The sequence below is a fragment of the Vibrio sp. Vb1026 genome (assembly GCF_033338745.1).
Taxonomy (GTDB): domain Bacteria; phylum Pseudomonadota; class Gammaproteobacteria; order Enterobacterales; family Vibrionaceae; genus Vibrio; species Vibrio alginolyticus.
Map to the genome: position 1 here is coordinate 12,082 of NZ_JAWOTH010000026.1, position 26,220 is coordinate 38,301.

Genomic DNA, 26,220 nt, shown 5'->3' on the forward strand with positions numbered 1-26,220 from the left:
ATGCTCATGATTATACATCATTTCCATTCATATCATCAGATGATTAAGCTTTACCCAAAGTTCTTTATCCAATTCGGAGTGTTGTGTGTCTAGCCAGTTTTCTAATAGTAAAAAACAGATGGCGTTATTGACCCTTTTGGTTCTTTTCAGTCCTTTAGCGATTGATATTTATCTACCTGCTTTACCTCTTATTGCTTCCACTTTTCAGGTCGATAATGCGCTAGCACAAGACACGATCACTTGGTTCTTATTTGCTATGGGTGTTGGTCAGCTATTCGCAGGTCCCCTAGCAGATAAACTCGGACGTCGAACTGTTGCACTGGGCGGTATCACCATTTACGCGATGAGCGCTTTATTGGCGTGGAGTGCTCAAAATATTGAGTGGATGTTGGTTTCCCGACTGCTACAAGGCTTAGGTGCGTGTGCGACATCGGTAGCAGCCTTTGCAACAGTTCGCGATATCTTTGGCCCGGAAAAAAGCGGCAAAATGATCAGCTACCTTAACGGTGCGATTTGTTTCATTCCGGCTTTAGCTCCAATTCTAGGTAGCTGGTTAACTCAGCAATTTGACTGGCGTGCTAACTTTAGCTTTATGGCGGGTTTTGCTGTGGTGTCTGGATCATTGATGTTTTTCATGATGAAAGAGACTAACCCGTCAACAGAAAAGCAAGCCGTGTTTAAGCTTAGTCGGTATTGGGCAGTGCTTAGCACACCATCTTTTGTTTTCCATGCGTCATTATGCTTGATGGCGATGGCGGTTATTCTTGCTTACGTTACCTCAGCACCGTCGGTATTGATGACGGGGATGGGGCTGTCGATGAATGAATTCACTTTCTGGTTTGGTGTAAATGCGGTGATAAACATTGCGGCATGTATGCTGGCGCCTAAGTTTATGGAGCGCGTTGGAACTCACAACACCTTGGTCACCGGGATCTCAACTCTGGGCCTCGCAGGTGTGATCATGCTAGTGATGAATGGTCAGAATACCGCGCTTTCTTTCATGCTACCTATCTTCATGTCTTCTGTAGGTTTTGCATTCATTCTGGGTGCAGCGGCAGGGAAAGCGTTAGAACCGTTTGGTGATAAGGCGGGCACGGCAGCTGCACTGCTTGGATTGTTCCAAATGAGTGGCTCTGGTTTGCTGGTGGGTACACTGCAACGCTTATCTCTGGATCCACAAACCTTGATCGCAATTCATATGTGGGTCCTATTACCTGCGTTGGTCGTTCTGTTTACAAAAGCAGGGAAGAACTGGCACTCGAGCTTTGCGAAAGCGTAAATCAGTGTAATTTAGTATTTTCCAATGTAAGTAAGGCGTGTATATTTGTCACTCAGACTTTTCCTGACACCATAACGGAACTCAAAAAGTAATGTCGTTAACCACGTATGAAATGGCTCGTATTCTAGAGCAAATGGAAGATTCACCAGAAAAGGTGATGTTTGGCAAGTTGCTTAATGAGCTGGGTAATCAAAGCTCCGAGCGTATTCGTAGTGCGGCTAAACAAGTACCTCTGCCAATTTTGCGTGATATCGTGTACCAATTTCAGCAAGTGATTGAGTCACGCAAAGATGAACAAGTCGAGCAGATGGCAAAAGACCTCGCTCAGCAAGGTATCTCAGCAGAAGAGCTACTGGCTTACTTGAATAAATAATAAAAAATCCCCGCATGATGCGGGGATTTTTTTAGCTCGTCATTTTCTTTTTCAGGATGTGGTCCAAAGACAGCGGTCCTGGCCCCCATACGATTATGATAAGAATCATCAATCCCCAAAGTTGGTGGTCATAAAAACCTTTCTCCCACAACAGTGGGTAAGAGATCACTGCGATGATGTTGAACACAAACAGCATTGCTGCCATCGGGCGGGTAATCAATCCTAGTGCCAAGAACACCGGTAGAACCAACTCCGCAGCCGTACCTAAATAAGCCGCCAATTCCCATGGCAAGATTGGCACTTGGTATTCCAGCTCAAATAAGTACAGCGTGCTATCCCAAGATGAGATTTTGATTAGTCCTGAATTGAAGAACACCCAAGCAACCCAAAAGCGGCAAAAGAGAAGTAGTAAAGGGACAAAGCCAGCTTGTAAGGTACTGATTAAATCGTCGTACCGATTCACTAAGTTTTTAACCGTATCCGTCATAGAGTGCTCCTTAGATTGATTGCAATGTAAAGCCGTCAACAATATCGAGTGCCATGATGCGATTGAGATGAGCGAGTAAAACTTCAGGTATTTCGCTCAAACTCTGCTTCTGCTCTAAACATTGCAGCAGTTGGAACACATCAGCATCGAGTGCGTGACACAAGGCTTCTCCATTGGCTTGAATCGAGATGACACCTTGCTGTAATTGGTTGATATTAAGTTGTTCGAATTGCCCAGTTTGAATCGCGCTAAATAGATCGAATACTGCGTAGTTGGAGTCAAAGCTGCGGCAGCCCTTTTTAAGGTGTAAGATTAAAGTGGGTTGTTGCTCTTCACTCACTTCGCCAAGTAACGCAAGCGGTTTTAATTCCGCTGCATTGGATTGCTCATACTGTGCTTGACGAGCTAGGTCGATATGCCACTCGAAGCGTGCGACTTCAGGGCTGTAAGGTGCTTGTGCGATCACCTGACTGAACTGCATGATGGTGTCTTGAAAGCCTTCGCCATAATGCACCACATTTCCTTCTTCTAATGGGTAAGAAAGAACATGCTGGCGAGCTATCTGTTCAAAGCATTCTTCACCAAGCAGCGCTTCAACCATCGGGTAGGTCGCGGATAACACCTCGCTTAAGCTGACGATAAAGTTATTGCGGTAAATCTGCATGCGTTCATCAGCGGTAAACGTATCACTGGCAATATCGCAATCTTCACCGAGTGCTTGATAGTGTAGGGCTTTAGCAAACTGGCTTTGTAAGGTGGCTAGATTCATGATGCCTTCCTTGGTTCGCTTTGTTCACTTGGAAGTGTGCCTTGCAACAGTAGTTGCGATGCTTTCAGTGCTTCTCCTAATAAGACTTCTGGCGCGGGGATATCCAAATCCCATTCAATCAACGTATGACGTGGACCGTGTTTTTTTGTCCACTGTGAAAACAACTGCCAAACTTCATCGCTAACTGGGCGGCTATGGGTATCAATCCATATCTCACCTTTGTCGAGTTGTTTAATGGTAAAACCTGCCAAGTGAATCTCATCCACTTTGTCGGCTGGAATCGCATCTAGGTATGTGTCGCAATCAAAACCGTGGTTGAACGCCGAAACATAAACATTGTTTAAATCGAGCAATAAACGACAGTCAGTGCGCTTTTGCACTTCGGTAAGAAACTCCCATTCGCTGATGGTCGAATGTTGAAACTTCACATAACTAGATGGGTTCTCTATCAAGATCTCGCGTTGCAAATATTCCTGCACTTCATTCACGTTACGAGTGAACACGTTGAGCGCTTCTTCCGTATACGGAAGTGGAAGCAGGTCATTAAAGTAGTGACCGCCGTTTTCACTCCAACTTAAATGGTCAGAAACAAGAATTGGGTCGATTGAGTCAATCAGTGACTTAAGTTGCGCAAGATGCTTTTGACTAACACGTTCCACCGAACCTAGCGACAAACCAATACCGTGGCAGCTAATTTGATATTGCTCGCGAAGCGTTTGTAGCTGATGGCGCTCTGCAGCGTTGGGTTGGAAATAGTTTTCACTGTGGATTTCTAACCAAGACAACTCAGGTTGGGATTGGCTAAAGTAATCGAGGTGAGGGGTTCTTAATCCAACTCCAACAAGGTCGTGGAAGGTGTGGTGTTTCACGTGAAACTCCTTTTCAAATCGTGCGGGAAGAGAAGGATGCGTCTTGGCTTTGCGTTGGTTGAGCGTCAACGCATCCTCACAATAGCTAGCGATAAAAGATTATGAAGAAGAAGTGCTACCGCCAGCGAGTTTGTCACAAAGACCTTTTGGTACGACTACGAATGCGTCTTTTTGGTTATCTTCTTTAGAAGTACCAGCGCATGAGCTGCTTTTTGTTGCACAGTCGTTTTTACCTGCTTTAGAAACGCCATAGCACTTTTCTTTTTCAGCAGCGACAGCTGGAGCTGCAGTTAGCATTGTGCCACCAAGAGCTAGAAGACCAGTAACAGCAGCAGTAACAGCTAGATTCGACTTTTTCATAATAAATTCCTCTGAATGATTTCCTTTACTTTAAGTTGGCAAGATGAATCACCTGTTTTGGCGTTTTTGTTATCAACTTGCTTAACTTAAAAGATAGGAAACTGGCTAAAAAACTTTCAGAAAAATTTCCGAAGTAAATGGGTTTGCAGGGTCAAATAGGTATAACTAATTGATGTGTTGGGCAAAAAAACATCGATTTTTTTATCAAGTTTTGTCTAAACAGCACCCGGTTGTTTAGGTTATAATCGGTTTTTATGTATAAATAACCAGTAGCTCTCATCATGATGGATCCATCTCTATTACTCGACGGTTTGAACGATAAACAACGTGAAGCCGTTGCAGCACCTCTAGAAAACTTGCTCGTTCTTGCTGGCGCAGGAAGTGGTAAGACACGCGTTCTTGTTCACCGTATCGCTTGGCTGATGTCGGTCGAGCAAGCTTCTCCGTTCTCAATTATGTCGGTAACCTTTACCAATAAGGCGGCGGCAGAGATGCGTGGACGTATCGAAGAGCTAATGATGGGCAGTGCAGGCGGTATGTGGAATGGTACTTTCCACGGCATTTGTCACCGTATTCTGCGTGCACACTATCTTGATGCCAAGCTACCGGAAGATTTCCAAATCATTGACAGTGACGACCAACAGCGTCTACTAAAGCGTTTGATTAAAGCGCAAAACCTCGATGAGAAGCAGTGGCCGGCACGCCAAGTGGCATGGTGGATTAACGGTAAGAAAGACGAAGGTCTGCGCCCGTCGCACATTGATGCGTACCATGATCCAGTAACCAAGACATATCTGCAGTTGTACACCGCTTACCAAGAGGCGTGTGACCGTGCTGGTTTAGTCGATTTTGCGGAAATCTTGCTGCGCGCACATGAGCTACTGCGTGATAACAAGTTCGTCCGTGAACACTACCAAGCACGCTTTAAGCACATCTTGGTGGATGAGTTCCAAGATACCAACAACATTCAATATGCTTGGCTACGTATGATGGCGGGTCCTGAGTGTCACGTGATGATCGTAGGTGATGACGACCAGTCGATTTACGGCTGGCGTGGTGCAAAAGTCGAGAATATTGAGAAGTTTACACTGGAATTCCCAAGCGTGAATACCATTCGTCTTGAGCAAAACTACCGTTCCACTAAGACCATTCTGGAAGCATCTAACACCCTGATTGCGAATAACACCGAGCGTATGGGTAAAGAGTTGTGGACGGATGGCGTGGTCGGTGAGCCTATCTCGGTTTACAGCGCTTACAACGAATTAGATGAAGCCCGTTTTGCGGTGAACAAAATCAAAGAGTGGCAAGACAAGGGCGGTGCTCTGAATGACGCTGCGATGCTTTACCGTAACAACGCCCAGTCGCGTGTACTTGAAGAAGCATTAATCCAAGCTGGTCTGCCTTACCGTATCTACGGCGGCATGCGATTCTTCGAACGTCAGGAAATCAAAGATGCCTTGAGCTACATGCGTTTGATTGCCAACCGTAATGATGATGCGGCATTTGAACGTGTAGTGAATACGCCAACACGTGGTTTGGGTGATAAGACGCTTGAAACAATTCGTTTTGCGGCTCGTGATCGTGGTTGCACCATGTGGGAAGCGAGTGTGGCGATGTTGGATGAGAAGGTGCTTGCTGGTCGTGCTGCTGGTGCTCTGAGCCGTTTTATCGAGCTTGTCACAGCACTAGAAGACGACACCATCGAGATGCCGCTGCATCACCAAACTGACCATGTGATCAAATACTCGGGCTTGTTCGCGATGTACGAGCAGGAGAAGGGTGAAAAGTCTAAGGCGCGTATTGAGAACTTGGAGGAATTGGTGACCGCAACTCGCCAATTCGAGAAACCAGAAGAAGCCGAAGACATGTCACTGCTGACGGCATTCCTAACTCACGCAGCATTAGAAGCGGGCGAAGGACAAGCAGATGAGTTTGAAGACGCGGTTCAGCTCATGACATTGCACAGTGCGAAAGGTCTAGAGTTCCCATTGGTATTTATGGTCGGTGTGGAAGAAGGCATGTTCCCAAGCCAAATGTCGGCAGAAGAAGCAGGGCGTTTGGAAGAAGAACGTCGTCTGTGTTATGTAGGCATGACCCGTGCGATGCAGAAACTGTACATCACTTATGCTGAAATGCGTCGTTTGTACGGTCAGGATAAGTACCATAAACCGTCTCGCTTTATCCGTGAACTGCCAGAAACTTGTTTAGACGAAGTACGCATGAAGGCGCAAGTTAGCCGTCCTGCAAGCAGTGGTCGATTTAGCCAAACGGCGGTGAAAGAGAGCTTCAATGAAACTGGCTTTACGCTAGGTTCTCGTGTGATGCATCCTAAGTTTGGTGAAGGCACCATCATCAACTTCGAAGGCAGTGGTCCACAAAGCCGCGTACAGATTGCCTTTAACGGTGAGGGCATCAAATGGTTGGTGACTGCTTACGCTCGACTAGAGAAACTGTAAGGCTTCCCCAAAACTAATCAACTTAAGAGCTGCTTCGGCGGCTCTTTTTGTTTGTGCTGTTTTTGTGTCGCTAATGCAGTAAAAAATGGAATGATAAATGGAGTGCGAAAGCGCGATTTAACGATGCTGTTTGAAAGGAAAGTTTGGTGTTGTTGGTGAATGTCTGTTTTCAGCAGAGCTAACTGCTGAGAAAAATTTTAGGCAAAGAAAAACCCCGAGGGCTTGCGCCCATCGGGGTTATAGTCTTACTCGCAGCAATCCGGCTACTAAGAGTGCTCCATGCATCTAATCCATGATAGTGTGCTGAATCCGTCAGCTTAATCCTTACGTCGCCTTCCTAGCGGTGTCCTTAATGACCTTATCCTGGTCTGCTAACCATCCTCGTTAGCTCTCATCACTTGTTCCCTGAGCGGTGTCCCTGACATCATCCTGATGTTCAAATCCTTGCCTCGTCCAGAGGTGTCCATTTCCCGTCTTTAGTAGCAACCATCCTAGTCACTATTGATTCCGTTCAATGTCCAATTTTGCAATCCATGCCCGACTATTCATCCTGAATAACCGTTTCTTCTTCCTGAAGTTCACCAAGTCCGTGGTGTTTCCTGTTCCGTGTCAGCATCCTTCCGACAGGTTTAATATTACGTGTTTAACGATTTCCAACAACGGGCTAATCTCACATTTTTTCACTCTCTTAGCGTTCAAAAAAGATACATAAATATTAAATTCAATGACTTATGCTCTTTGTTGTACGGTTTTACCATTAAAAAAGAGAGGTTTGCTCAACCCTTTGTGAGAGATCTCGCACAAGGGGTCGAGCGAAAGACTCTTACTGCCCGATAGCGGCACCTTCACGCCTTGGATCGGCTGCGCCCTCAAGACCGTCTTTTGTTATACGTATCGCATGCAGTCCAGAGTTCAAATCACGAACATCAGTTTTAAAACCCATCTTTTCCAACTCAGGCTGTAAGCCTTCTGCAGCGGTACCTTGCTCAATATCTAAGGTACCAAAACGGTTCAGTAATCGTGGCTGATTAATCGCGCTTTGGATGTCCATATCCCATTGCGTGTGGGCGATAATGGCTTGTGCGACGTAACCAATGATGCGGCTGCCACCCGGTGAGCCAATTGCCATGTAAGGTTTGTCATCCTTCATCATAATGGTTGGTGCCATGGATGAGCGTGGGCGTTTACCTGGTTCTAAGCGGTTCGCGATTGGCACACCATCTTGATGAGTGCGAAAAGAGAAATCGGTCAGTTCGTTATTGAGCAAGAAGCCGCGTACCATCAAGCGTGAGCCAAAGGCGTTCTCGATGGTTGTTGTCATTGAAACCACATTGCCTTGCTTATCGACGATATTGAAATGGCTGGTGGAAGGCAGCTCGATCGATTGGTCCATGCTTAAGTTCATGGCGTGCGACCAAGGAGGATTACCGGCTTCAGCCTTACTCAAGGCTTTACCGACTTGAATGAGCTCAGCACGTTGTTTGAGATAATCTTTATCAAGCAAGCCTTCGGTTGGCATTGGCACATAATCTTGGTCAGCCATGTATTTACCACGATCCGCGAACGCAAGGCGCGATGCATCGGCGATCACTTGCCATGATTTCGCGCTTTCGGCTCCCCAACCTTTAAGATCGTATTGCTCGGTGATCGCGAGAATCTGTCCAACCGTCAATGCGCCAGAGCTAGGTGGTCCCATGCCGCAGATGTCATAGCTTTGGTAAGCCGCACAAACCGGTTCACGTTGCTTGATTTGGAACGCATCAAAGTCAGGTTGTGCCAATACGCCAGGATTGCCCGGTGCATTTTGTACGGTCTTGATGATGTCTGTGGCGATATCGCCTTGATAGAAAGCTTTTGCCCCTTGCTCTGCAATTGCCGTCAGAGTTTGCGCGTATTCAGGGTTCTTCAACAACGTGCCTTCGGCTTTTGGTGAGCCGTCTGGATTGAAGAAGTAAGCCTTAGTCGCAGGGAAGCGTGATAGGCGCTTAGCATCTTTCTCAATCAGACTCGCGAGGCGAGGACTGACTTCGAAACCTTGCTCAGCCAAGGTAATCACGGGTTGGATTATCTTCTTCCATTCCAACTTGCCGTATTTCTGGTGCGTGTCCCACAGCAGTTTCACTGTACCAGGAGTGGCAACGGAACGCCCACCGACAACCGCATCGTAAAATTGCAGTGGTTGTCCTTTGTCATCTAGGAAGAGTTTCGGCGTTGCGGCGAGCGGTGCGGTTTCGCGTCCATCATACGTAGTCAGTTTTTGTTTCTCACTGTCCCAATACACTAAGAAGGCGCCACCACCAATGCCTGATGATTGCGGTTCTACCAAGCCCAGCATCAGCTGCACGGCAACCATAGCATCAATAGCATTACCACCTTGGGCAATAACATCCGCACCAGCTTGGGTTGCAATTGGGTTAGCAGCGGTAACCATATAATCTTTCGCTTTGATCAATTGTTTTTGCTCGAAGCCAGTGCTGTGCTCCGGCGCAACCGCATCTGCTGCTTGGTTAGCAAAGACTGAGGTAGATAAGATTAGTGGGGAAGTAAGAAAAAGACCCGTGGTCACGAGTCGGTTGAACGTCCAATGCATGATGACTCTCCATGTTGCCAGTTTTGTGCTTTGAGCTTGGCAGTTATGGAGAGTCACGTCGAGTCAGCAATCTTAGAAATGTCGATTGTGCTACGCTTTTAAATCAGTACTTTATCCGATAAAAGTATTGATAGTTTGGTATAGAATACTGCCGCCCACTAGAGTAAATACCACGCCGCATAGACCGTCGATGTAGATACCCGCTTGTTGCAATTTACGCTGTAAGCGCTGTGTCGACAGCATCCATGCAAGGCTAGAGAACCAGAATAGCGACAAGCCAAACAGGATGACCAGTGCAATACCTTTGCCAGTAATCGACATACCTGCTGGGACTAAACTCGACATCAAACTGACAAAGAACACCAGGGCTTTTGGGTTAAGAATGTTGGTCGCAAACCCTTTAGCAAACGCTTGACGCTTATTGCTGATCACTAGGTTATTTTGCTTCTTAGGTTGATCCGTCAGTGGGTTTTGGATCATCGAGATCACGGCACGCAATGCGCCAATTCCTAAGTAGAGCAGGTAACTACCACCGAGCAGTTGTACCACGGAATACAGCACTGGGTGCTGGTGGACGACAAAACTCACACCTGTCAGGCTGAACAAAGAGTGCAGCAAAATACCGACGGACAATCCCAACGCAATGTACAAGCCAGTTTGACGACCATGACGCGTCGCATTTTGTACGACCAGCGCAAAGTCCGGACCTGGACTCATTAGGGCAATAAAGTGAATGCTGGCGAGTGTCAGCAATATGGTGGATTCATTCATAACACATCTCAAATTTAACCAATGCGGCCATTGTCGTGGTAAGTCACCTGTGGCGCTTGTAAAAAACTGACAGCTTTCTCGGTAAATGAAATTAACGAGCCACTTGAGAAGGGGAAACGCCGTAGGTCTGTTTAAACGCTTTGCTGAAATGCGCTTGATCATAGAAACCGATTTGATGAGCGACGTCGGTACCACATTGACCAGCTTGCAGTAACTTCATGCCTTGTTCAAGGCGCAGGCGTGCGAACCATGCATAAGGTGTCATGCCAGTTTGCGCTTTAAAGTGGCGCTGGAACTGAGTTGGGCTCAGTTGGCACAGCTCTGAAAGTGAATCCAAACGCACCGCTTGGTCAAGGTTAGCCATTAGATAATCTTTTAACGTCCCAAGCGATTGGTTTCCTAGCGGCACCACTTTTTGTCGCTCAAGCGATCCGTAGCGATCAAAAAGTTGGTTAAATCCTTCAAAAGGAAGGCAATCTTTGGTGAGTTGGCTGAGGTTTTCACGACGAAGCAGCCCGTGTAAGTTACTAAGTTGTGAAAATATCTGCGGATCCGAGATGATCAGTTCGTTGAAGTGTATTATTTGACCGTTTTGCTTAAGATCAGCCAGATCGCTCAATAGATGAGGTTCGATCGCAAACACATTTACTTCGTAGCCACTCTCGAGCTTAGATTGCCCGTCGTGCAGCTCATCCGGCGGCATAATCACAATTTGCCCGTGACCAACTTGGTGGCTGTTACCTTGGTATTGGAACTTCTGCGCACCATGCGTGATCAGGCCGAGATGAAAATCCAGATGGTAATGCCTTTGAAAAGCAAATTTCTGGTATTTCGCCTCTATTAGACTCAAGTTGTCATGGTCGGTTGCGTAGTACTGAATATGTTCCATTAAACAAAAAAAGCTTGGTCACATTATGACCAAGCTTATCTGGCAATTTCTAACTTGTCTTGTAAAAAACGATCACTGTGGCTGAACGATTCGGCGTGAGCGACGGTTATTACGTAATCCATCAAAGCTAAACACGACTAGTGCTCCCCAAATAAAGACGAAAGTGATCGCTTTATCCATGGTAAAGGGTTCGCCATACATCAATACTGCAAGTAAAAACATTAAGCTTGGGCCTATATATTGGAAAAAGCCCAAAGTCGATAATTTGAGTCTTGTTGCTGCACCCGTAAAGCACAGCAGTGGCAGGGTTGTTATAACCCCAGCCGCGATCAACAAACTATTTAACGTAAGTGGATTCGTAAGCATATTTGAGGTTGGTGTATCGGCAATAAAAAGCAAATAAACAGCGGCCACTGGCAGTAGAAGTAATGTCTCGATAAACAAGCCAGTTTTTGCATCGACACTGACTTTCTTTCTTAATAAGCCATAAAAGCCGAAGCTCATTGCTAACGCCATCGCAACAACAGGTACGGAGCCAAATACAATCAGTTGAACGAGTACGCCACAACCTGCCAATACAACCGCGAACCACTGTAATTTACGCAGTCTCTCTCTCAAAAATACCATCCCGAGTAAGACGTTGATCAGTGGGTTAATGTAATAACCTAAGCTGGCGTCGAGCATATGATTCGAGTTTACCGCCCAAATGAAAATCAACCAATTGCCGCCAATTAACATGGAACTTGCGATCAGGTAAGCGATTTTCGTTTTGTCTTTCGCGATGTGGTAAGCCGAGCGCCAGTGACGGCCAAAATGGAGGAGTGCAGCAAGCAAAAAGAAAGACCATATCACTCGGTGGCTTAAAATTTCCAAAGGAGATACTTGTGCGATGGACTTAAAGTACATCGGCGCAATGCCCCACATGGTATACGCACCAATCGCTAGCAAGATACCTTGCCGCGCGCGTTGTTGTTCGTCTTCTGGTGTCATGAAGTGTCACCTAATTGTGTGTTTTATAGAGCAGAAAATCAGTATACGAGTCGTGATGCGAAACACCTAACAATTTGCGGTTTTATTCACCATGAAACCCCATTACAATGTGCCCTCACTTTGTGTGCCAGTGGTATGCATAAGCACCTCTTTTTTAAGACCCAATCTGAGACTTTTCATGACCTCGACCTTGTTAGCCGAACAATCTGATTCGCCTGTAACGCCTCAACGTGTGTTGGAGGATGTGTTTGGTTACCAAGAGTTCCGTGATGGTCAGCAGTTGGTGATTGACGCTGCGATAGAAGGTCGCGACAGCTTAGTTATCCTGCCTACTGGTGGCGGTAAGTCGCTGTGTTATCAAATTCCTGCTTTGGTTCGCTCTGGTATTACTTTGGTGATTTCTCCGCTTATCTCGCTGATGAAAGACCAAGTGGACCAGCTTAAAGCCAACGGTGTAGCGGCTGAATGCATTAACTCGACCATGACTCGTGAAGAACTGCTCAGCGTGTATAACCGCATGCACACTGGTCATCTTAAGTTGGTGTACGTCTCACCAGAACGCGTATTGATGCGTGATTTCATTGAGCGCTTGGAAAACTTGCCGCTATCGATGATTGCTGTCGATGAAGCGCACTGTATTTCCCAGTGGGGACACGACTTCCGTCCAGAATATGCCGCGCTTGGTCAACTTAAGCAGCAGTTTTCCCATGTGCCATTTATGGCGCTGACGGCGACCGCAGATGACGCAACGCGCCGAGATATTCTTGAGCGTCTGCAACTGAATAATCCAGAGGTTTACCTAGGCAGCTTCGACCGTCCTAACATTCGCTACAACTTAGTTGAGAAGCACAAGCCGGTTTCGCAAATCGTTCGTTATCTTGAAACCCAAAAGGGTAACTGCGGCATCATCTATTGTGGTAGCCGTAAGAAAGTTGAGATGGTGACCGAGAAGCTGTGCAACAACCACATTCGTGCTGCTGGTTATCACGCCGGTATGGACGCTGATGAGCGCGCTTACGTTCAAGAAGCTTTCCAACGTGATGACATCCAAATTGTAGTGGCGACCGTGGCATTCGGTATGGGCATCAACAAACCAAACGTGCGTTTTGTGGTTCACTTTGATATCCCGCGCAACATCGAGTCTTACTATCAGGAAACGGGTCGTGCAGGGCGTGATGGTCTACCTGCCGAAGCGATGATGTTGTATGACCCAGCGGACATCAGTTGGCTGCGTCGTATGTTGGATGAGAAAGACGATGGTCCACAGAAGCAGGTGGAAACCCACAAACTGAATGCGATGAGTGCCTTTGCTGAGGCGCAAACTTGTCGTCGTCAGGTGCTATTAAATTACTTTGGTGAGTATCGTGAGAAGCCATGTGGCAACTGTGATATTTGCTTAGATCCACCGAAGCACTTTGATGCAACAGAAGAAGCACGTAAGGCGTTGTCTTGTGTGTACCGAGTGAATCAGAGCTTTGGTATGGGCTACGTGGTGGAAGTGCTACGTGGCATGCAAAACATTCGTGTACGTGAAAATGGGCACGATAAGATTTCTACCTACGCGATAGGGCGCGATCACAGCCACGATTACTGGGTGAGTATCTTCCGTCAGTTAATCCACAAAGGGCTGTTGTTTCAAAACATCACGCGTAACTCAACGCTGCAATTAACCGAAGAGGCACGTCCGCTTTTGCGTGGCGATGTGACCCTAGAGTTAGCGGTTCCACGTTTAGACACCGCAGCACGTGCGGCGAAGTCGGACAAACTGACCAGCAAGAACTACGACAAAAAGCTGTTTGCTAAGTTACGTAAGCTGCGTAAGTCGATTGCTGATGAAGATGGTTTGCCACCATACGTGGTCTTCAGTGACGCAACTTTGATTGATATGGCGGAAATTCTGCCAACGTCTTACGGCGAAATGCTGGCAGTCAGCGGTGTTGGTCAGCGCAAACTAGAGAAGTACGCCGACCCATTCCTCGATTTGATTCAAGAACACATTACTCACCACGGATAAGGAACCAAGATGCAAAAGGAATTTGGCTTAGCGGACTACATGGCACAAGAAGGGCGCTTAATCATTACCGCGCCGAGCTTTGACCTTGATAGCTTTCCTGCTTTAGGTGAGCGTTTAGTTAGTTTGCTTTCTGCTACTGTGGTGGAAAAGCAGTGGGATGCGGACATTCACTCTTGGCTGATCGACTTTGAAGGTTGCCGACTGTTTATGAAAGCAGAGCATTACAGCGAAGCGATTTGGTTTGAAGCGTTAGCGATTGAAGAGAGCAGGGAAGAGTTGGATTATCTTGCAGGGTTGTTCCAGCGCGGCTTCTAAAAATAGAATTTTTCTAGAGAGGGTGTTTCACATGAAACACCCTTTTTTATGCTTAAACGTTTGCGTCAAACAGACGACTTGCGGCGAAAAGTGGTTAATGTATAATCGCCCACCGCTTCGCTCAGAAAGAGCCAAGCCAGTTTATTTTTCATTTTACATTGTTGGTAAGAGCCACTTTATTCAGTGACTCGATTTGGGTTCCCTCACCCCCAAACCAAACTAAAAAGGTATCGCATGAGTAACTTTACCCCTGCGCAGCAGCGCAACGCCCTTATCTATCTGGTTCTATTCCACCTAGTCATTATTGCATCTAGCAATTACCTAGTTCAGCTACCGTTTACTATCTTCGGTTTCCATACCACTTGGGGTGCATTCACTTTCCCATTTATCTTCTTAGCGACTGACTTAACTGTGCGTATTTTCGGTGCTCAGTTGGCACGTAAGATCATCTTCTTAGTGATGTTGCCTGCTTTGGCAGTGTCTTACTTCTTATCGGTGGTGTTCTTCGAAGGTCAATTCCAAGGTTTTGGCCACCTAGGGGAATTTAACTTATTCGTTGCTCGTATCGCGATTGCTAGCTTCATGGCGTACCTACTTGGTCAGATCATGGATGTGCATGTGTTCAACCGCTTACGTCAAATGAAGCAATGGTGGGTGGCACCAACGTGTTCAACGCTTTTTGGTAATGCACTTGATACTATCGCTTTCTTCGCCATTGCGTTCTACCAAAGCCCAGATCCATTTATGGCGGAGCATTGGACGGAAATCGCGCTGGTGGATTACGGCTTCAAACTGATTATCAGTCTTGGTTTGTTTGTTCCTATGTACGGCGTATTACTGAATTACCTAATTAAGAAGCTGACTGAGGTGAACCCTGACTTTAAGGTGACGACAAGCGTTCAGTCTTAATATCAGTGGGAACCCCGAAAGCCGCTTGCTCAAATCAAGCGGCTTTTTTGTGCTTGTTTACTTGGGTTTAGAGCGTTTTGTACAGCGTGGGGAGTAATTAGATCATGGGTGTCCAAAAGCTTCCTGAGCTGTACGAAGGTAAAAATGAGCAGTAAAAAAGGTCCCGAGTGAGACCTTTTAATCGAAGGTACGGAACGTAGAGGAAGCACGCTGGTGAAATGGCTAACAGAGCATCCTCTCAATCAAAATGGCTTTTTGAGCATCGAAGGCGCCAAGTCGCAGGCCTTTCTCCCAACTGATGCTTTGATTGAACATCGCCAACATCAAACCGACACTGCGTTGATTGGCATCCTGCCAGCAATCAGACTCGCTGTACTCTCCATCATTTATCGCGTTGCCATTAACGAGAATGGGCTCGAAACGCCATTTTTCTCCGACACGGTAGTAGCCTTTGCTGGTTAAGGTCTGGTTGGATTGAATCGTTAGATTGTGCTCGATGCCCGGTTCACCTGTTAGTTCAAATACAAACCTTAGCTGGTGGTCGTCACATTGCAGCTCAACGATCAGTTGGCCGTTTTCCTCAACCAGTGTTGATTGAGAGTAGTCTCCGAAGCAATGCAGCAACCAAGAAATAGGGTGGCTAGCTGTCTCAAGAAACCACTCTTTGAGCGTGAAGGTGCCTGGTAGATTAACTTGGGTGACTAGATTGACCACACAAGGTTGGGTTTGCGAGGCGAGCCACTTCTCTATCGTCTTGGCGGTCTCTAGCTGAGCAAAGGCGTAATTAACCAATAGGTTGGAGTTCGGTTGCTGCCAGTGAGTGATGTCGGAATTCAATCCCACCAATGGCTTTTCACAAATTAGCTTGGTTGAACCTAACTTCTTAATTATCTCTGCATGAGTATGCGCAGGTGTCGCGATTGTCACTACATCAAGTTGCTTGAGTGCGCTGATGTTCGTTTCTGCCTTTGGGATTGCTTCTTCACTGCACGCTTGCTGAAGCGGTTCTATTTGGTTGGCGCATAACGTTGTGACCGATACACCATTGTTTCGATAGTGGGGAATGTGCGTGCGTCCCCAGTTGATTCCTATGATGCCGGCTTGCTGGATTTGCTCTGGTTTGTTGAAACGTTCACTCAATGGCGGCAAGGCAATTCGTTCATCGGTTAGACGTTGGTCATGGTGATAGTCATTGCTTGGCAGCACTTGCCATGGCTTGTTGTAATGCTGTTTGAGTGCACAAACGAGTTCGTAGAAATTCCACTTATCCTTTAAGTTGCTATCAAGATGGTATAAACCGGCTTCGTTCCGCTCAATAAGCTGCAAAAAGGCGAGTGCAGTATCGTCCATATGAGAAGTCGCGGGATACCAAGCTGTGCTAGCGGTAATAACGCCGTACTCTTCATGTTGGCGGTCGAGATGCGCCAACATGTTATTGCCTTCTGCTTGGTGATGGAGCTGCCAACCAATTCGAGCAACCATCGCATCTGGATTTGCTTGCCAGATTGCATCTTCACAACGAACTTTGTATTTGCCGTAATCATCTTGGGTGTTTCTTTCTTCAAAGATGCCATAAGGCCCGTTTTTTGTGGCATCAAATACCATTGCTGTGCTGACAAAGAGGTAAGGAATATTATGGCGTTTGCATTGCTCACCAAGCCACGCTGCCCACTCTTCACTTCCCATCGCCATATGGCACACCGCATTGATGTGGTGTTGCTGCCAAAATTGTTCACTTTGCTGTAGATCATCCGGCGGGATTTGGTGGTGATTCCACTCCAATATGTTCCAGCCGCGTAGGTGAAACTGATGAGCGACTTTTGGGGCGAGGGTGCCAGTTAAGCCAGTCATTAAAACGGTTTTCATGATGGTGCATCTTGGTTGGCTAAATTGTGTTTATCAATAAAGCATGGCTGTTTTTCGATGTAGAGCGGAGAAGCTGAGATTTTTGCTGGGCAGCACGTTTTGTAGGGGAAGTAGATGCAAAAAAGCCCAAGCGAACGCCTGGGCTTTAGTATTGTAAGGCAGTGATATTCGCTTATTTTGCTACGATATTTAATGGCCAGCCGATGTCTGTCTGACGGTTGGATTCAATTTCCAACTCAGCCGCAGTCAGTGGGTTTTTCTTTAGCCATTGCGCATCAATGTGTAACGTTAGATTGTCGCCTTCAACTGTTAGAGTCACATTTGGCTCTAGATCAGGATTGCGACGATGGCTGAGTAGAACCGCAAGACGCAACAGTCTCAATACTCGTTTGGCACTTGAGCCTGATAATGCATGCTGCTCAGGTAAAGAAGTGAGCTGTTCGCGATAGCGACGAGCCACTTCACCAATAAAGAACTTCTGTGCGCGCGTGTAACCAGGCAGATCCAAATTCTGTAGCAAGTAAGCACTATGCTCTCCGCCTTTTTTGAAATCGATAGTTAAGCCAATTTCATGCAGTTTTGCGGCGGTCTCGAGTAATATCTTGCCCTGAGGCTCTGTAATCCACTCATCGCCCCCAGCTTGCTGTAAAAGCGTGTGTGCCAGAGTAGCGACTTGTTCGCCGTATTGGTGATCGAGCTGATAGCGATTTTGTACGCTAGCGATAGTGCGGGCACGAATGTCTTCTTGGCGAAGCTCTTCAACCATCTCATACACTAAGCCTTCGCGTAGTGCGCCGCCAGCGAGTGTCATAGCATCGATTTCAAGCAATTCAAAAACGGCAATCAAAATAGAGAGGCCACTAGGGAACACTAATGCCCGCTCAAGTGTTAAGCCTTCAATATCGAGCTCTTCTAAATGGTCGGCCAACATGGCTTGCTTCTGTAGACGCTTGAGTTTGGAGTGAGTGATTACTTCGTCCATGCCTTGCGCCAGCATTATCTCTTGCAATGCCTGAACAGTGCCTGATGCACCAACACACACATCCCAACCAATTTCTGTATAACGTTCTAAAATCGGCTGAATGGTCTGTTTCGCTCCTTCAATTGCCGCGTCAAAGTTACGAGCATTCAATTGGCGATCTTTAAAGAAGTTTTCAAGCCAAGTCACGCAGCCCATTTTTAAGCTGGTCAGTGCTTTGGCTTCGAAACCTTCACCGATAATCAGTTCGGTACTTGCTCCACCGATATCGACTACAAGGCGACGACCACTACCGCCAGAGGTGTGAGCGACACCTTTATAGATAGTGGCAGCTTCTTCTTCACCAGTAATCACTTCGATAGGCTGGCCTAGAATTTGGTTAGCCTTTTCTAAAAACACATCTACATTGGTCGCGGTACGTAATGTTGCAGTACCGACGATGCGAATGTTTTGTTTAGGAATGTCCTGCAAGCGTTCCGCAAATAGACTTAAGCAGTCCCATCCTCGCTGCATAGCTTCCATACTAAGAGAATTATGTTCATCTAAGCCCGCTGCTAGACGAACTTTGCGCTTAATTTTAGCCATTGTTTGAACGCTGCCATCGATGTGACGCACAACGAGCATGTGAAAACTGTTCGACCCGAGGTCGATGGCGGCATATAGCGGTGATGATCCTGCTTGACTCATAAACGAACTCAGTTTCCTATTACGATTGTTTTGGTGCCGATTGACGCGGTTGGCGTGGACGACGTCCCTGCGGCTTACGGTTACCAGAACCAGAACGGGTACCGCCAGTATTCGTGCGGCGCTGTTGGTTGCGTGGTGCACGCATACGAATCGGAGCCGGTAGATCTTGAATCAGTGCCGACGAATCGTACTCTGAAACTGGGATTGTATGCTCAATGTATTCTTCGATTGCTGGTAGGTTAACCGCGTACTCTTCACAAGCAAAACTGATCGAATGGCCGCTCGCACCAGCGCGACCAGTACGGCCAATACGGTGAACATAATCTTCACAGTCGTCAGGAAGGTCGTAGTTGAAAACGTGCGTTACCTGAGGAATATGCAGGCCACGCGCTGCAACGTCAGTTGCAACTAAGATGTCGACATCACCTTTAGTGAATTGCTCAAGAATCTTCTCACGCTTCTTCTGCGGTACATCGCCAGTAAGAAGGCCTACACGGTGTCCATCGGCAGCCAAATGTCCCCAAACCGATTCACACTTATGCTTGGTATTGGCAAAAATGATAGCGCGATCTGGCCACTCTTCTTCAATTAGTGTTTGAAGCAGCGCCATTTTGTCTTCATTCGAAGGATAGAAAAGCTCTTCCTGGATACGGTGGCCAGTTTTTTGTTCTGGTTCGACAACGACATGCTCAGGAGTATTCATGTGTTCGAATGCCAGTTCTTGAACGCGGTAAGACAGCGTTGCTGAGAACAGCATGTTCAAACGCTCTTTTGGCTCAGGCATACGACGGAACAAGAAGCGAATGTCTTTAATAAAGCCAAGATCGAACATGCGGTCGGCTTCGTCCAGAACAACAGCTTGAATGTTGTTGAGGTTAAATACGCGCTGTTTGTAGAAATCGATGATACGGCCTGTTGTTCCGATCAGAATATCTACGCCGTCTTGCAGTTTCGCAAGTTGCTTGTCGTAGCTTTCACCACCGTAAGCTAGAGCGGTTTTTAGACCTGTGCTTTCAGTTAATGATTCTGCATCATTGTAAATCTGAATAGCGAGCTCACGTGTAGGCGCCATAATAATTGCGCGTGGCTGTGTAGGCTTACGACCTTCATGTTCCGGAGTCGTCAGAAGGTGGTTGAACGTAGCAGTAAGAAACGCGAGCGTTTTACCAGTACCCGTTTGGGCCTGGCCTGCGATGTCTTGGCCGGTGAGCAGGACCGGCAACGCCAAGGCTTGGATAGGGGTACAAAATTCGAACCCTTTTTTGTCCAATCCTTCAATAACTTGGGGCTTTAAGCCCAAATCGGCGAACTTTTGCTCTGTGATATGCGTCTTTTTCATGGCTATAGAATATCAGCTAAAGCTTGCAATACGAAAGTAAATACATTCCAATAGGGCATCTAATTACTGGTTATCATCCAACCAGTTTCGAAAAACACATTGGAGTGGAAGATGAGTGATAAGATTTTGCAGCTAACTGATGACGGTTTTGAAAACGATGTAATCAACGCTGCAGGCCCGGTTCTAGTGGATTTTTGGGCAGAATGGTGTGGTCCTTGTAAAATGATCGCTCCTATTTTGGACGAAATCGCAGACGAGTACGAAGGCAAACTCACTATCGGTAAACTAAACATCGACCATAACGCAGGTACACCACCTAAGTTTGGTATTCGCGGCATTCCAACGCTATTACTATTTAAAGATGGTAACGTAGCGGCAACGAAAGTAGGTGCTCTGTCTAAAACTCAACTAAAAGAGTTCCTAGACGCAAACTTATAATCACCAAGTGATTACAGATAAAACCGTGCAAAGTTACAATGCACGGTTTTGTTTTTCTAACTCTGGACTAGAATACTAATTAGTGCTAACTTATCGCGCGTTAATTGAACAAATTTCTCTTCTTGGTCGATCCTGAGACCAAATCCATCTTAACTAGAAAACAGATCTTATTTTGACTAAACAAGAATCCACTACCATGAACCTTACCGAACTGAAGAACAGACCTGTGTCTGACCTTGTAAAACTGGGCGAAAGCTTAGGATTAGAGAACCTAGCTCGCTTAAGAAAACAAGACATCATCTTCGCGATTTTAAAAGCGCACGCTAAAGGCGGCGAAGACATCTTTGGCGATGGGGTTCTGGAAATTCTGCAAGACGGCTTTGGTTTCCTACGCAGTGCAGATAGTTCATACCTTGCGGGTCCGGACGATATCTACGTATCACCAAGTCAGATTCGTCGCTTTAACCTACGTACTGGTGACTCTATCGCTGGTAAAATTCGTCCACCAAAAGACGGTGAACGTTACTTTGCCCTTCTAAAAGTCAATACCGTTAACGACGATAAACCAGACAACGCCCGTAACAAGATCCTATTTGAAAACCTTACCCCTCTACATGCGAATGAGCGCATGGTTATGGAGCGTGGTAACGGTTCAACAGAAGACATTACAGCACGTGTTTTAGACTTGGCATCGCCAATCGGTAAAGGTCAACGTGGTCTGATTGTTGCTCCGCCTAAAGCGGGTAAAACAATGCTTCTGCAAAACATCGCGCAAAGCATCGCGTACAACCACCCAGAGTGTGAGTTGATGGTTCTTCTTATCGACGAACGTCCAGAAGAAGTAACTGAGATGCAGCGCCTAGTTAAAGGTGAAGTGGTTGCGTCGACTTTCGATGAGCCAGCATCTCGTCACGTACAAGTAGCGGAAATGGTGATCGAGAAAGCAAAACGTCTTGTTGAACATAAGAAAGACGTGGTTATCTTGCTTGACTCTATCACTCGTCTAGCTCGTGCTTACAACACCGTAGTGCCTTCATCAGGTAAAGTACTAACTGGTGGTGTGGATGCAAACGCATTACATCGTCCTAAGCGTTTCTTCGGTGCTGCACGTAACGTAGAAGAAGGCGGCAGCCTAACTATCATCGCAACGGCACTAGTAGATACTGGTTCTAAAATGGATGAAGTTATCTACGAAGAGTTCAAGGGTACAGGTAACATGGAACTGCACTTGAACCGTAAGATTGCTGAGAAGCGTGTATTCCCTGCGATTGACTTCAACCGCTCAGGTACACGTCGTGAAGAGCTACTGACGAAGACTGACGAACTACAGAAGATGTGGATTCTGCGTAAGATCGTTCACCCAATGGGCGAAATCGACGCAATGGAATTCCTAATCGATAAGCTAGCGATGACGAAGACCAACGATGAGTTCTTCGATGCGATGCGTCGTCAATAGTCTCAGATAAGTTATTCTGCGAAAAGCCACCGTATATCGGTGGCTTTTTTATTGCTTTCTCCCGATAGAAGTATCAGAATGAAGGAAATGTTATCGGGAGGTTAACATGCAACAAGGAATGTTGTCGTCATTACTCCTGAGCTTGTCACTTATCACTCTACCTGCGACATTATCTGCCAAGGAAATGCATGAGTCTGTAGTAGAGCAGTGGCTTCAGGATACTCAAATACAGGCTAAAGTCTCTGAACTGCTTGATTACGCTGTCAGAGATGAAGTCGACTCGCTTAAATTTGCCCTTGATAGACTTGCTTTGCCTCAACAAGAGGTGGTGCGCTTTCAATTATTGGAAAAGCTTGAAAAGCAAGATGTGATTCTCACGCCTCGAATGGCTCTGTTTGTTGAGTCCCAGATCCGTATGACCCCGACTTATCAAGTGTTAGAGCGAGGTGATGGGTATGAATTTAGTGTACCCGCTTTTAACTTTCCCGTTATTGCGAGTCGCTTGATTAAGCGTTGGAAACAAGACCAAAGTACCTTGGACTTTGTCTTACAAGCTGAACGAAGAGAGCTTAACTTAAAGCAATGGCTTACAGGGCCATCTCAACAAGCTCAAGCGCGTGAAGCGCTTTTCATTCGAGAGTTAGACAGTTTATCACCCAACGCGCTTGCTGCATTAGCGGCCCAGTTAACCAAAGCAAATGTGACCAGTTGGTTACCCTCGACGGCCGTGATAGTCAGGTTGGCACAAGTTAGTCAGGATGAGGAAGTGTACAACTTACTCTGGCGGATGAAAGCCGATTACAACAGCCAGTCCGAACTTGAGCGTTTAGCTGCGGTTGGAGACGTTTTTTCCATTCAGCAATTGATGAATGCCACAGTTAACCCATCACTCAAGCCAGAAGCTATTAGTCTACTTACAAAATCTAACCCTCTATCTCCGCAAGTAAAGCAGTTTCTAGTTAGAAAAATGGCGTTATCAGAAGAAGCAACCATGGTTGCTCGAGAGCTTGCTCAACAAGGGCATCAAACCTGGTTGGAAGAGTTAGTATCTTCGAACCATCAGATAAAGGCTCGGCAGATTGAACAAGTATTAAAGTAATCTTGCTCACATACCCACACAAAATAGGAGGATCTTAGCGTCCTCCTATTTGTTATACTGCGGACAGTTTAATCAGCCAGCATGAAGGCCTATGAGTTTTAAGGATTTACGCGAATTTATCGACCACCTAGAACAGAAAGGTCGACTTAAACGCATCACTCACCCTGTCGATCCCGCTTATGAAATGACAGAAATCAGCGACCGCACCTTGCGTGCTGGTGGACCTGCGCTGTTGTTTGAGAACCCAATCGGCTACGACGTACCTGTTTTGACTAACCTGTTTGGTACACCAGAGCGTGTCGCAATCGGCATGGGACGTGAAGACGTTAAAGAATTAAGAGAAGTCGGTAAGCTGCTGGCTTATTTAAAAGAACCTGAGCCACCAAAAGGCTTCAAAGACGCTTTAGAAAAACTGCCTGTGTTCAAACAAGTATTGAACATGCCGGCTAAGCGTTTACGTAAAGCACCATGCCAAGACATTGTTTGGCAAGGTGATGAAGTCGACTTGGATAAAATTCCGGTAATGAGCTGCTGGGCAGAAGATGTAGCGCCGCTGCTTACTTGGGGCTTAACCGTAACCAAAGGTCCAAGTAAGAAACGTCAGAACCTAGGCATTTACCGTCAGCAGAAAATTGCCAAGAACAAAATCATCATGCGTTGGTTAGCCCATCGTGGTGGTGCGCTTGATCTGCGCGATTGGATGGAAACCAACCCAGGTAAACCTTTCCCAGTTTCGGTCGCGTTTGGTGCAGACCCAGCAACCATTCTTGGCGCAGTAACACCAGTGCCAGATACGCTATCGGAATACGCATTTGCAGGTTTGCTACGTGGAAGCAAAACGGAAGTCGTGAAGTCAGTCAGCAACGATTTGGAAGTGCCAGCGAGCGCGGAAATCGTGATGGAAGGCTATATCGACCCGAACGAGTTTGCTGATGAAGGTCCTTACGGTGACCACACTGGCTACTATAACGAAAAAGAAAAGCACCACGTATTTACTATTACGCACATTACTATGCATAAAGACCCTATTTATCACAGCACCTACACAGGTCGTCCGCCAGATGAACCAGCTGTATTGGGTGTGGCATTAAACGAAGTGTTTGTGCCTATTCTGCAAAAGCAATTCCCAGAGATTGAAGACTTCTATCTTCCGCCAGAAGGTTGTTCGTACCGAATGGCCGTCGTCACCATGAAGAAGCAGTACCCAGGACATGCCAAGCGCGTAATGATGGGCGTGTGGTCTTTCTTACGTCAATTCATGTATACCAAGTTTGTTATTGTGTGCGATGAATCGGTAAACGCACGAGATTGGAATGATGTCGTGAAAGCCATGTCAGAGCATATGGACCCTGTACGTGATACCTTGATGATAGATAACACGCCAATCGACTCGCTCGACTTTGCTTCACCAGTGGTTGGGCTTGGCTCCAAAATGGGCTTGGATGCGACCATTAAATGGGATGCCGAGCTGGCGACGCGAACCGAGGTCACTGAGCGAGACAGCAAAGCGATTACCGAAGCAGAACTAAATGAGTTGAAACAGCAACGCCCTGAGATTGTTGACGTCTATCTTCCAGTTACAGCAAACAACCAATTTGCTGTCGTGACTATGAAGAAAGACCAAGCTGGTCAATCCCAAGAATTGATGGAACATCTATGGGGCTTCTTTGCTCAGTACACGGATAACAAATTCATCATTTTGTGCGACGATGACGTTAATGCACGAGATTGGAATGACATCATTTGGGCGGTGACAACTCGAATGGACCCAGATAGAGACACGATTCAAGTGCTTGGTAAGACTGAGAGTTCATCCAAATTAGGACTGGATGCGACCAACAAGTTCGAATCTGAAGTCACGCGCGAGTGGGGTACGCCTATCAAAAAAGATCCTAAACTTGTGGCTAAAGTCGATGAGATTTGGGACCAGTTAGGTATTCTATGAGTCATCAAGTCCACCTTCTACCAATGGACGTTACATTCCAAGTAAAAGAAGGGGAGACGGTGTTGGAAGCTGCGCTCAACAACAATATTCGCTTCCCACACCGTTGCCAAGTTGGCGCTTGCGCCATGTGCATGTGTAAAAAGCTAACGGGCGAGGTGAGCTATCACCTCGAACCGATGCTAACCGAAAAAGAGCAACAGCAAGGTTGGATATTCCCTTGCCAAGCCTATACAGAAAGTAATTTAGTGCTTACTTTTGACGAGTAAGCGAGAGGAACACCATGACCATCCAATGTAAAGTAAAGTCTATTCAGCCGTTAGCTTGTAATACTTACCAAATCCTTCTTCATCCAGAATCACCAGTGCCTTTTAAAGCGGGTCAGTACCTAATGGTGGTGATGGGTGAAAAAGACAAACGTCCTTTCTCTATCGCAAGCAGCCCTTGTCGTCATGAAGGTGAACTTGAACTGCACATCGGTGCGGCGGAACACAACGCTTATGCACAAGAAGTTGTCGAAGCAATGCAAGCGGCGCTTGAAACTGATGGTCAGATTGAAATTGATGCGCCACATGGCGATGCTTGGGTTCAAGAAGAAAGCGAACGCCCATTATTATTAATTGCTGGTGGTACAGGCTTCAGTTACGTTCGCTCGATTCTGGATCACTGCGTAGCGCAGAATAAAACCAATCCTATCTATTTATATTGGGGTGCGCGCGATAACTGCCAGCTTTACGCTAAAGACGAACTGGTCGAGATTGCCGACAAGTTTGCTAACGTTCACTTTGTGCCAGTAGTAGAAGAAGCACCTGCAGACTGGCAAGGTAAAGTTGGTAACGTGCTACAAGCCGTAGCCGAAGATTTCGAAAGCTTAGAAAACTACGATATCTATATTGCAGGTCGTTTTGAAATGGCTGGCGCAGCACGTGAACAGTTCACTCAGAACAAGAAAGCGAAGAGCGAACGTATGTTCGCAGACGCGTACGCATTCATTTAAATACGGCTTTTAAGGCAGAAAAAGAGGGTTTTTTACCCTCTTTTTTGCTTTTTTGATGAAATAGTCATCGAACAGTCATTTTTTTCCATTTTTTTTCAAAAAAAGGGTTGCGAACGGATCTGAGTTCCCTATAATGCGCACCCACCGACACGGCAGACGCGATAAGGCTTCAGCAAGGTCGGATAGGTGAAAGCTTCTACGAAAAATAAAATTGAAAAAGTGTTTGACACTGTCAATTAAATCGCTAGAATGCACCTCCTCTTTGAGAGAAAAACTTCTCGCAAAGCAAGCTCTTTAACAATATAGACCTATCAATCTGTGTGGGCACTCGTTGATGATAATCCAA

At 46.4% G+C, this 26,220-nt stretch carries 23 protein-coding genes; 12 read left to right on the forward strand and 11 right to left on the reverse strand.

Annotation, left to right across the window (positions count from 1 at the left end; genetic code table 11):
* The first annotated feature begins 85 nt into the window (after positions 1-85).
* Both R7E47_RS22490 and R7E47_RS22495 read left to right on the forward strand, forming a co-directional pair.
* Complete coding sequence (locus R7E47_RS22490) at positions 86-1,279, forward strand: multidrug effflux MFS transporter (protein ID WP_005382927.1); 1,194 nt, start codon at positions 86-88, stop codon at positions 1,277-1,279.
* Positions 1,280-1,370: 91 nt separating this feature from the next.
* Positions 1,371-1,652, forward strand: coding sequence for a hypothetical protein (locus R7E47_RS22495; RefSeq protein WP_005378786.1), 282 nt, complete (start codon positions 1,371-1,373; stop codon positions 1,650-1,652).
* Positions 1,653-1,683: 31 nt separating this feature from the next.
* Here the strand turns inward: R7E47_RS22495 and R7E47_RS22500 are convergent, their stop codons facing one another.
* From R7E47_RS22500 to R7E47_RS22515, 4 genes are all read right to left on the reverse strand, one after another.
* Complete coding sequence (locus tag R7E47_RS22500; RefSeq protein WP_047102549.1) at positions 1,684-2,139, reverse strand: DoxX family protein; 456 nt, start codon at positions 2,137-2,139, stop codon at positions 1,684-1,686.
* Between the two features lie 10 nt (positions 2,140-2,149).
* Positions 2,150-2,908, reverse strand: coding sequence for a DNA-binding domain-containing protein (locus tag R7E47_RS22505; RefSeq protein WP_054866613.1), 759 nt, complete (start codon positions 2,906-2,908; stop codon positions 2,150-2,152).
* The gene (locus tag R7E47_RS22510) at positions 2,905-3,777 is read right to left on the reverse strand and encodes a DUF692 domain-containing protein (RefSeq protein WP_053303012.1); all 873 of its coding nucleotides are present in this window, start codon (positions 3,775-3,777) and stop codon (positions 2,905-2,907) included. Before R7E47_RS22510 ends, R7E47_RS22505 begins: the two co-directional genes overlap by 4 nt.
* Before the next feature lie 99 nt (positions 3,778-3,876).
* Positions 3,877-4,137 (reverse strand): DUF2282 domain-containing protein, encoded by a 261-nt coding sequence (locus R7E47_RS22515; RefSeq protein WP_005378779.1) that lies wholly within the window; start codon positions 4,135-4,137, stop codon positions 3,877-3,879.
* 281 nt (positions 4,138-4,418) lie between these two features.
* On the opposite strand from R7E47_RS22515, the gene uvrD reads away from it, so the two are divergent.
* Positions 4,419-6,593, forward strand: coding sequence for a DNA helicase II (gene uvrD / locus R7E47_RS22520; RefSeq protein ID WP_250654331.1), 2,175 nt, complete (start codon positions 4,419-4,421; stop codon positions 6,591-6,593).
* 823 nt (positions 6,594-7,416) lie between these two features.
* On the opposite strand, the gene ggt is transcribed toward uvrD, so the two are convergent.
* The 4 genes from ggt to rarD all read right to left on the reverse strand — a co-directional run bounded on the left by ggt (position 7,417) and on the right by rarD (position 11,833).
* Positions 7,417-9,183: a gamma-glutamyltransferase gene (gene ggt, locus R7E47_RS22525; RefSeq protein WP_258483934.1), complete on the reverse strand. Its 1,767-nt coding sequence runs from the start codon at positions 9,181-9,183 to the stop codon at positions 7,417-7,419.
* Between the two features lie 111 nt (positions 9,184-9,294).
* On the reverse strand, positions 9,295-9,954 hold the full coding sequence (locus R7E47_RS22530; protein WP_005378776.1) for a LysE family translocator: 660 nt from the start codon (positions 9,952-9,954) through the stop codon (positions 9,295-9,297).
* A 91-nt stretch (positions 9,955-10,045) separates the two neighbouring features.
* Positions 10,046-10,843, reverse strand: coding sequence for an AraC family transcriptional regulator (locus R7E47_RS22535; RefSeq protein ID WP_005382915.1), 798 nt, complete (start codon positions 10,841-10,843; stop codon positions 10,046-10,048).
* 72 nt (positions 10,844-10,915) lie between these two features.
* Positions 10,916-11,833 (reverse strand): EamA family transporter RarD, encoded by a 918-nt coding sequence (rarD, locus tag R7E47_RS22540; RefSeq protein ID WP_258457744.1) that lies wholly within the window; start codon positions 11,831-11,833, stop codon positions 10,916-10,918.
* A 178-nt stretch (positions 11,834-12,011) separates the two neighbouring features.
* Between rarD and recQ the strand changes: the two genes are divergently transcribed.
* The 3 genes from recQ (at position 12,012) to R7E47_RS22555 (ending at position 15,071) form a co-directional block, all read left to right on the forward strand.
* Positions 12,012-13,847 carry an ATP-dependent DNA helicase RecQ gene (gene recQ, locus R7E47_RS22545; protein WP_062730803.1) on the forward strand — a complete coding sequence of 612 codons (1,836 nt, stop codon included), beginning with the start codon at positions 12,012-12,014 and terminating at the stop codon, positions 13,845-13,847.
* Positions 13,848-13,856: 9 nt separating this feature from the next.
* The gene (locus R7E47_RS22550; protein ID WP_017633801.1) at positions 13,857-14,162 is read left to right on the forward strand and encodes a DUF3630 family protein; all 306 of its coding nucleotides are present in this window, start codon (positions 13,857-13,859) and stop codon (positions 14,160-14,162) included.
* A 234-nt stretch (positions 14,163-14,396) separates the two neighbouring features.
* Entirely contained in the window at positions 14,397-15,071 is a 675-nt protein-coding gene (locus R7E47_RS22555; RefSeq protein ID WP_033907317.1) for a 7-cyano-7-deazaguanine/7-aminomethyl-7-deazaguanine transporter, read from the forward strand.
* 222 nt (positions 15,072-15,293) lie between these two features.
* Here R7E47_RS22555 and R7E47_RS22560 read toward each other — a convergent pair whose 3' ends face one another.
* From R7E47_RS22560 to rhlB, 3 genes are all read right to left on the reverse strand, one after another.
* Positions 15,294-16,937 (reverse strand): sugar nucleotide-binding protein, encoded by a 1,644-nt coding sequence (locus R7E47_RS22560; RefSeq protein WP_158173527.1) that lies wholly within the window; start codon positions 16,935-16,937, stop codon positions 15,294-15,296.
* Between the two features lie 172 nt (positions 16,938-17,109).
* Entirely contained in the window at positions 17,110-18,603 is a 1,494-nt protein-coding gene (gppA, locus tag R7E47_RS22565; RefSeq protein WP_318085068.1) for a guanosine-5'-triphosphate,3'-diphosphate diphosphatase, read from the reverse strand.
* A gap of 19 nt (positions 18,604-18,622) precedes the next feature.
* Positions 18,623-19,942, reverse strand: a complete 1,320-nt coding sequence (rhlB, locus tag R7E47_RS22570; RefSeq protein WP_005378764.1) for an ATP-dependent RNA helicase RhlB — start codon at positions 19,940-19,942, stop codon at positions 18,623-18,625.
* A gap of 111 nt (positions 19,943-20,053) precedes the next feature.
* On the opposite strand from rhlB, the gene trxA reads away from it, so the two are divergent.
* The 6 genes from trxA (at position 20,054) to fre (ending at position 25,874) form a co-directional block, all read left to right on the forward strand.
* A complete protein-coding gene (trxA, locus tag R7E47_RS22575) occupies positions 20,054-20,380 on the forward strand; it encodes a thioredoxin TrxA (protein ID WP_004745500.1) in 327 nt (108 codons plus the stop codon).
* Between the two features lie 196 nt (positions 20,381-20,576).
* Positions 20,577-21,836 carry a transcription termination factor Rho gene (gene rho, locus R7E47_RS22580; RefSeq protein ID WP_005378757.1) on the forward strand — a complete coding sequence of 420 codons (1,260 nt, stop codon included), beginning with the start codon at positions 20,577-20,579 and terminating at the stop codon, positions 21,834-21,836.
* A 106-nt stretch (positions 21,837-21,942) separates the two neighbouring features.
* Positions 21,943-22,935, forward strand: coding sequence for a hypothetical protein (locus R7E47_RS22585; protein ID WP_171346304.1), 993 nt, complete (start codon positions 21,943-21,945; stop codon positions 22,933-22,935).
* Between the two features lie 91 nt (positions 22,936-23,026).
* A complete protein-coding gene (ubiD, locus tag R7E47_RS22590; protein WP_239932485.1) occupies positions 23,027-24,880 on the forward strand; it encodes a 4-hydroxy-3-polyprenylbenzoate decarboxylase in 1,854 nt (617 codons plus the stop codon).
* Positions 24,877-25,146: a 2Fe-2S iron-sulfur cluster-binding protein gene (locus tag R7E47_RS22595; protein WP_009696789.1), complete on the forward strand. Its 270-nt coding sequence runs from the start codon at positions 24,877-24,879 to the stop codon at positions 25,144-25,146. Before ubiD ends, R7E47_RS22595 begins: the two co-directional genes overlap by 4 nt.
* A 14-nt stretch (positions 25,147-25,160) precedes the next feature.
* Positions 25,161-25,874, forward strand: a complete 714-nt coding sequence (gene fre / locus R7E47_RS22600; protein WP_005382872.1) for an NAD(P)H-flavin reductase — start codon at positions 25,161-25,163, stop codon at positions 25,872-25,874.
* The last annotated feature ends 346 nt before the right edge of the window (positions 25,875-26,220 follow it).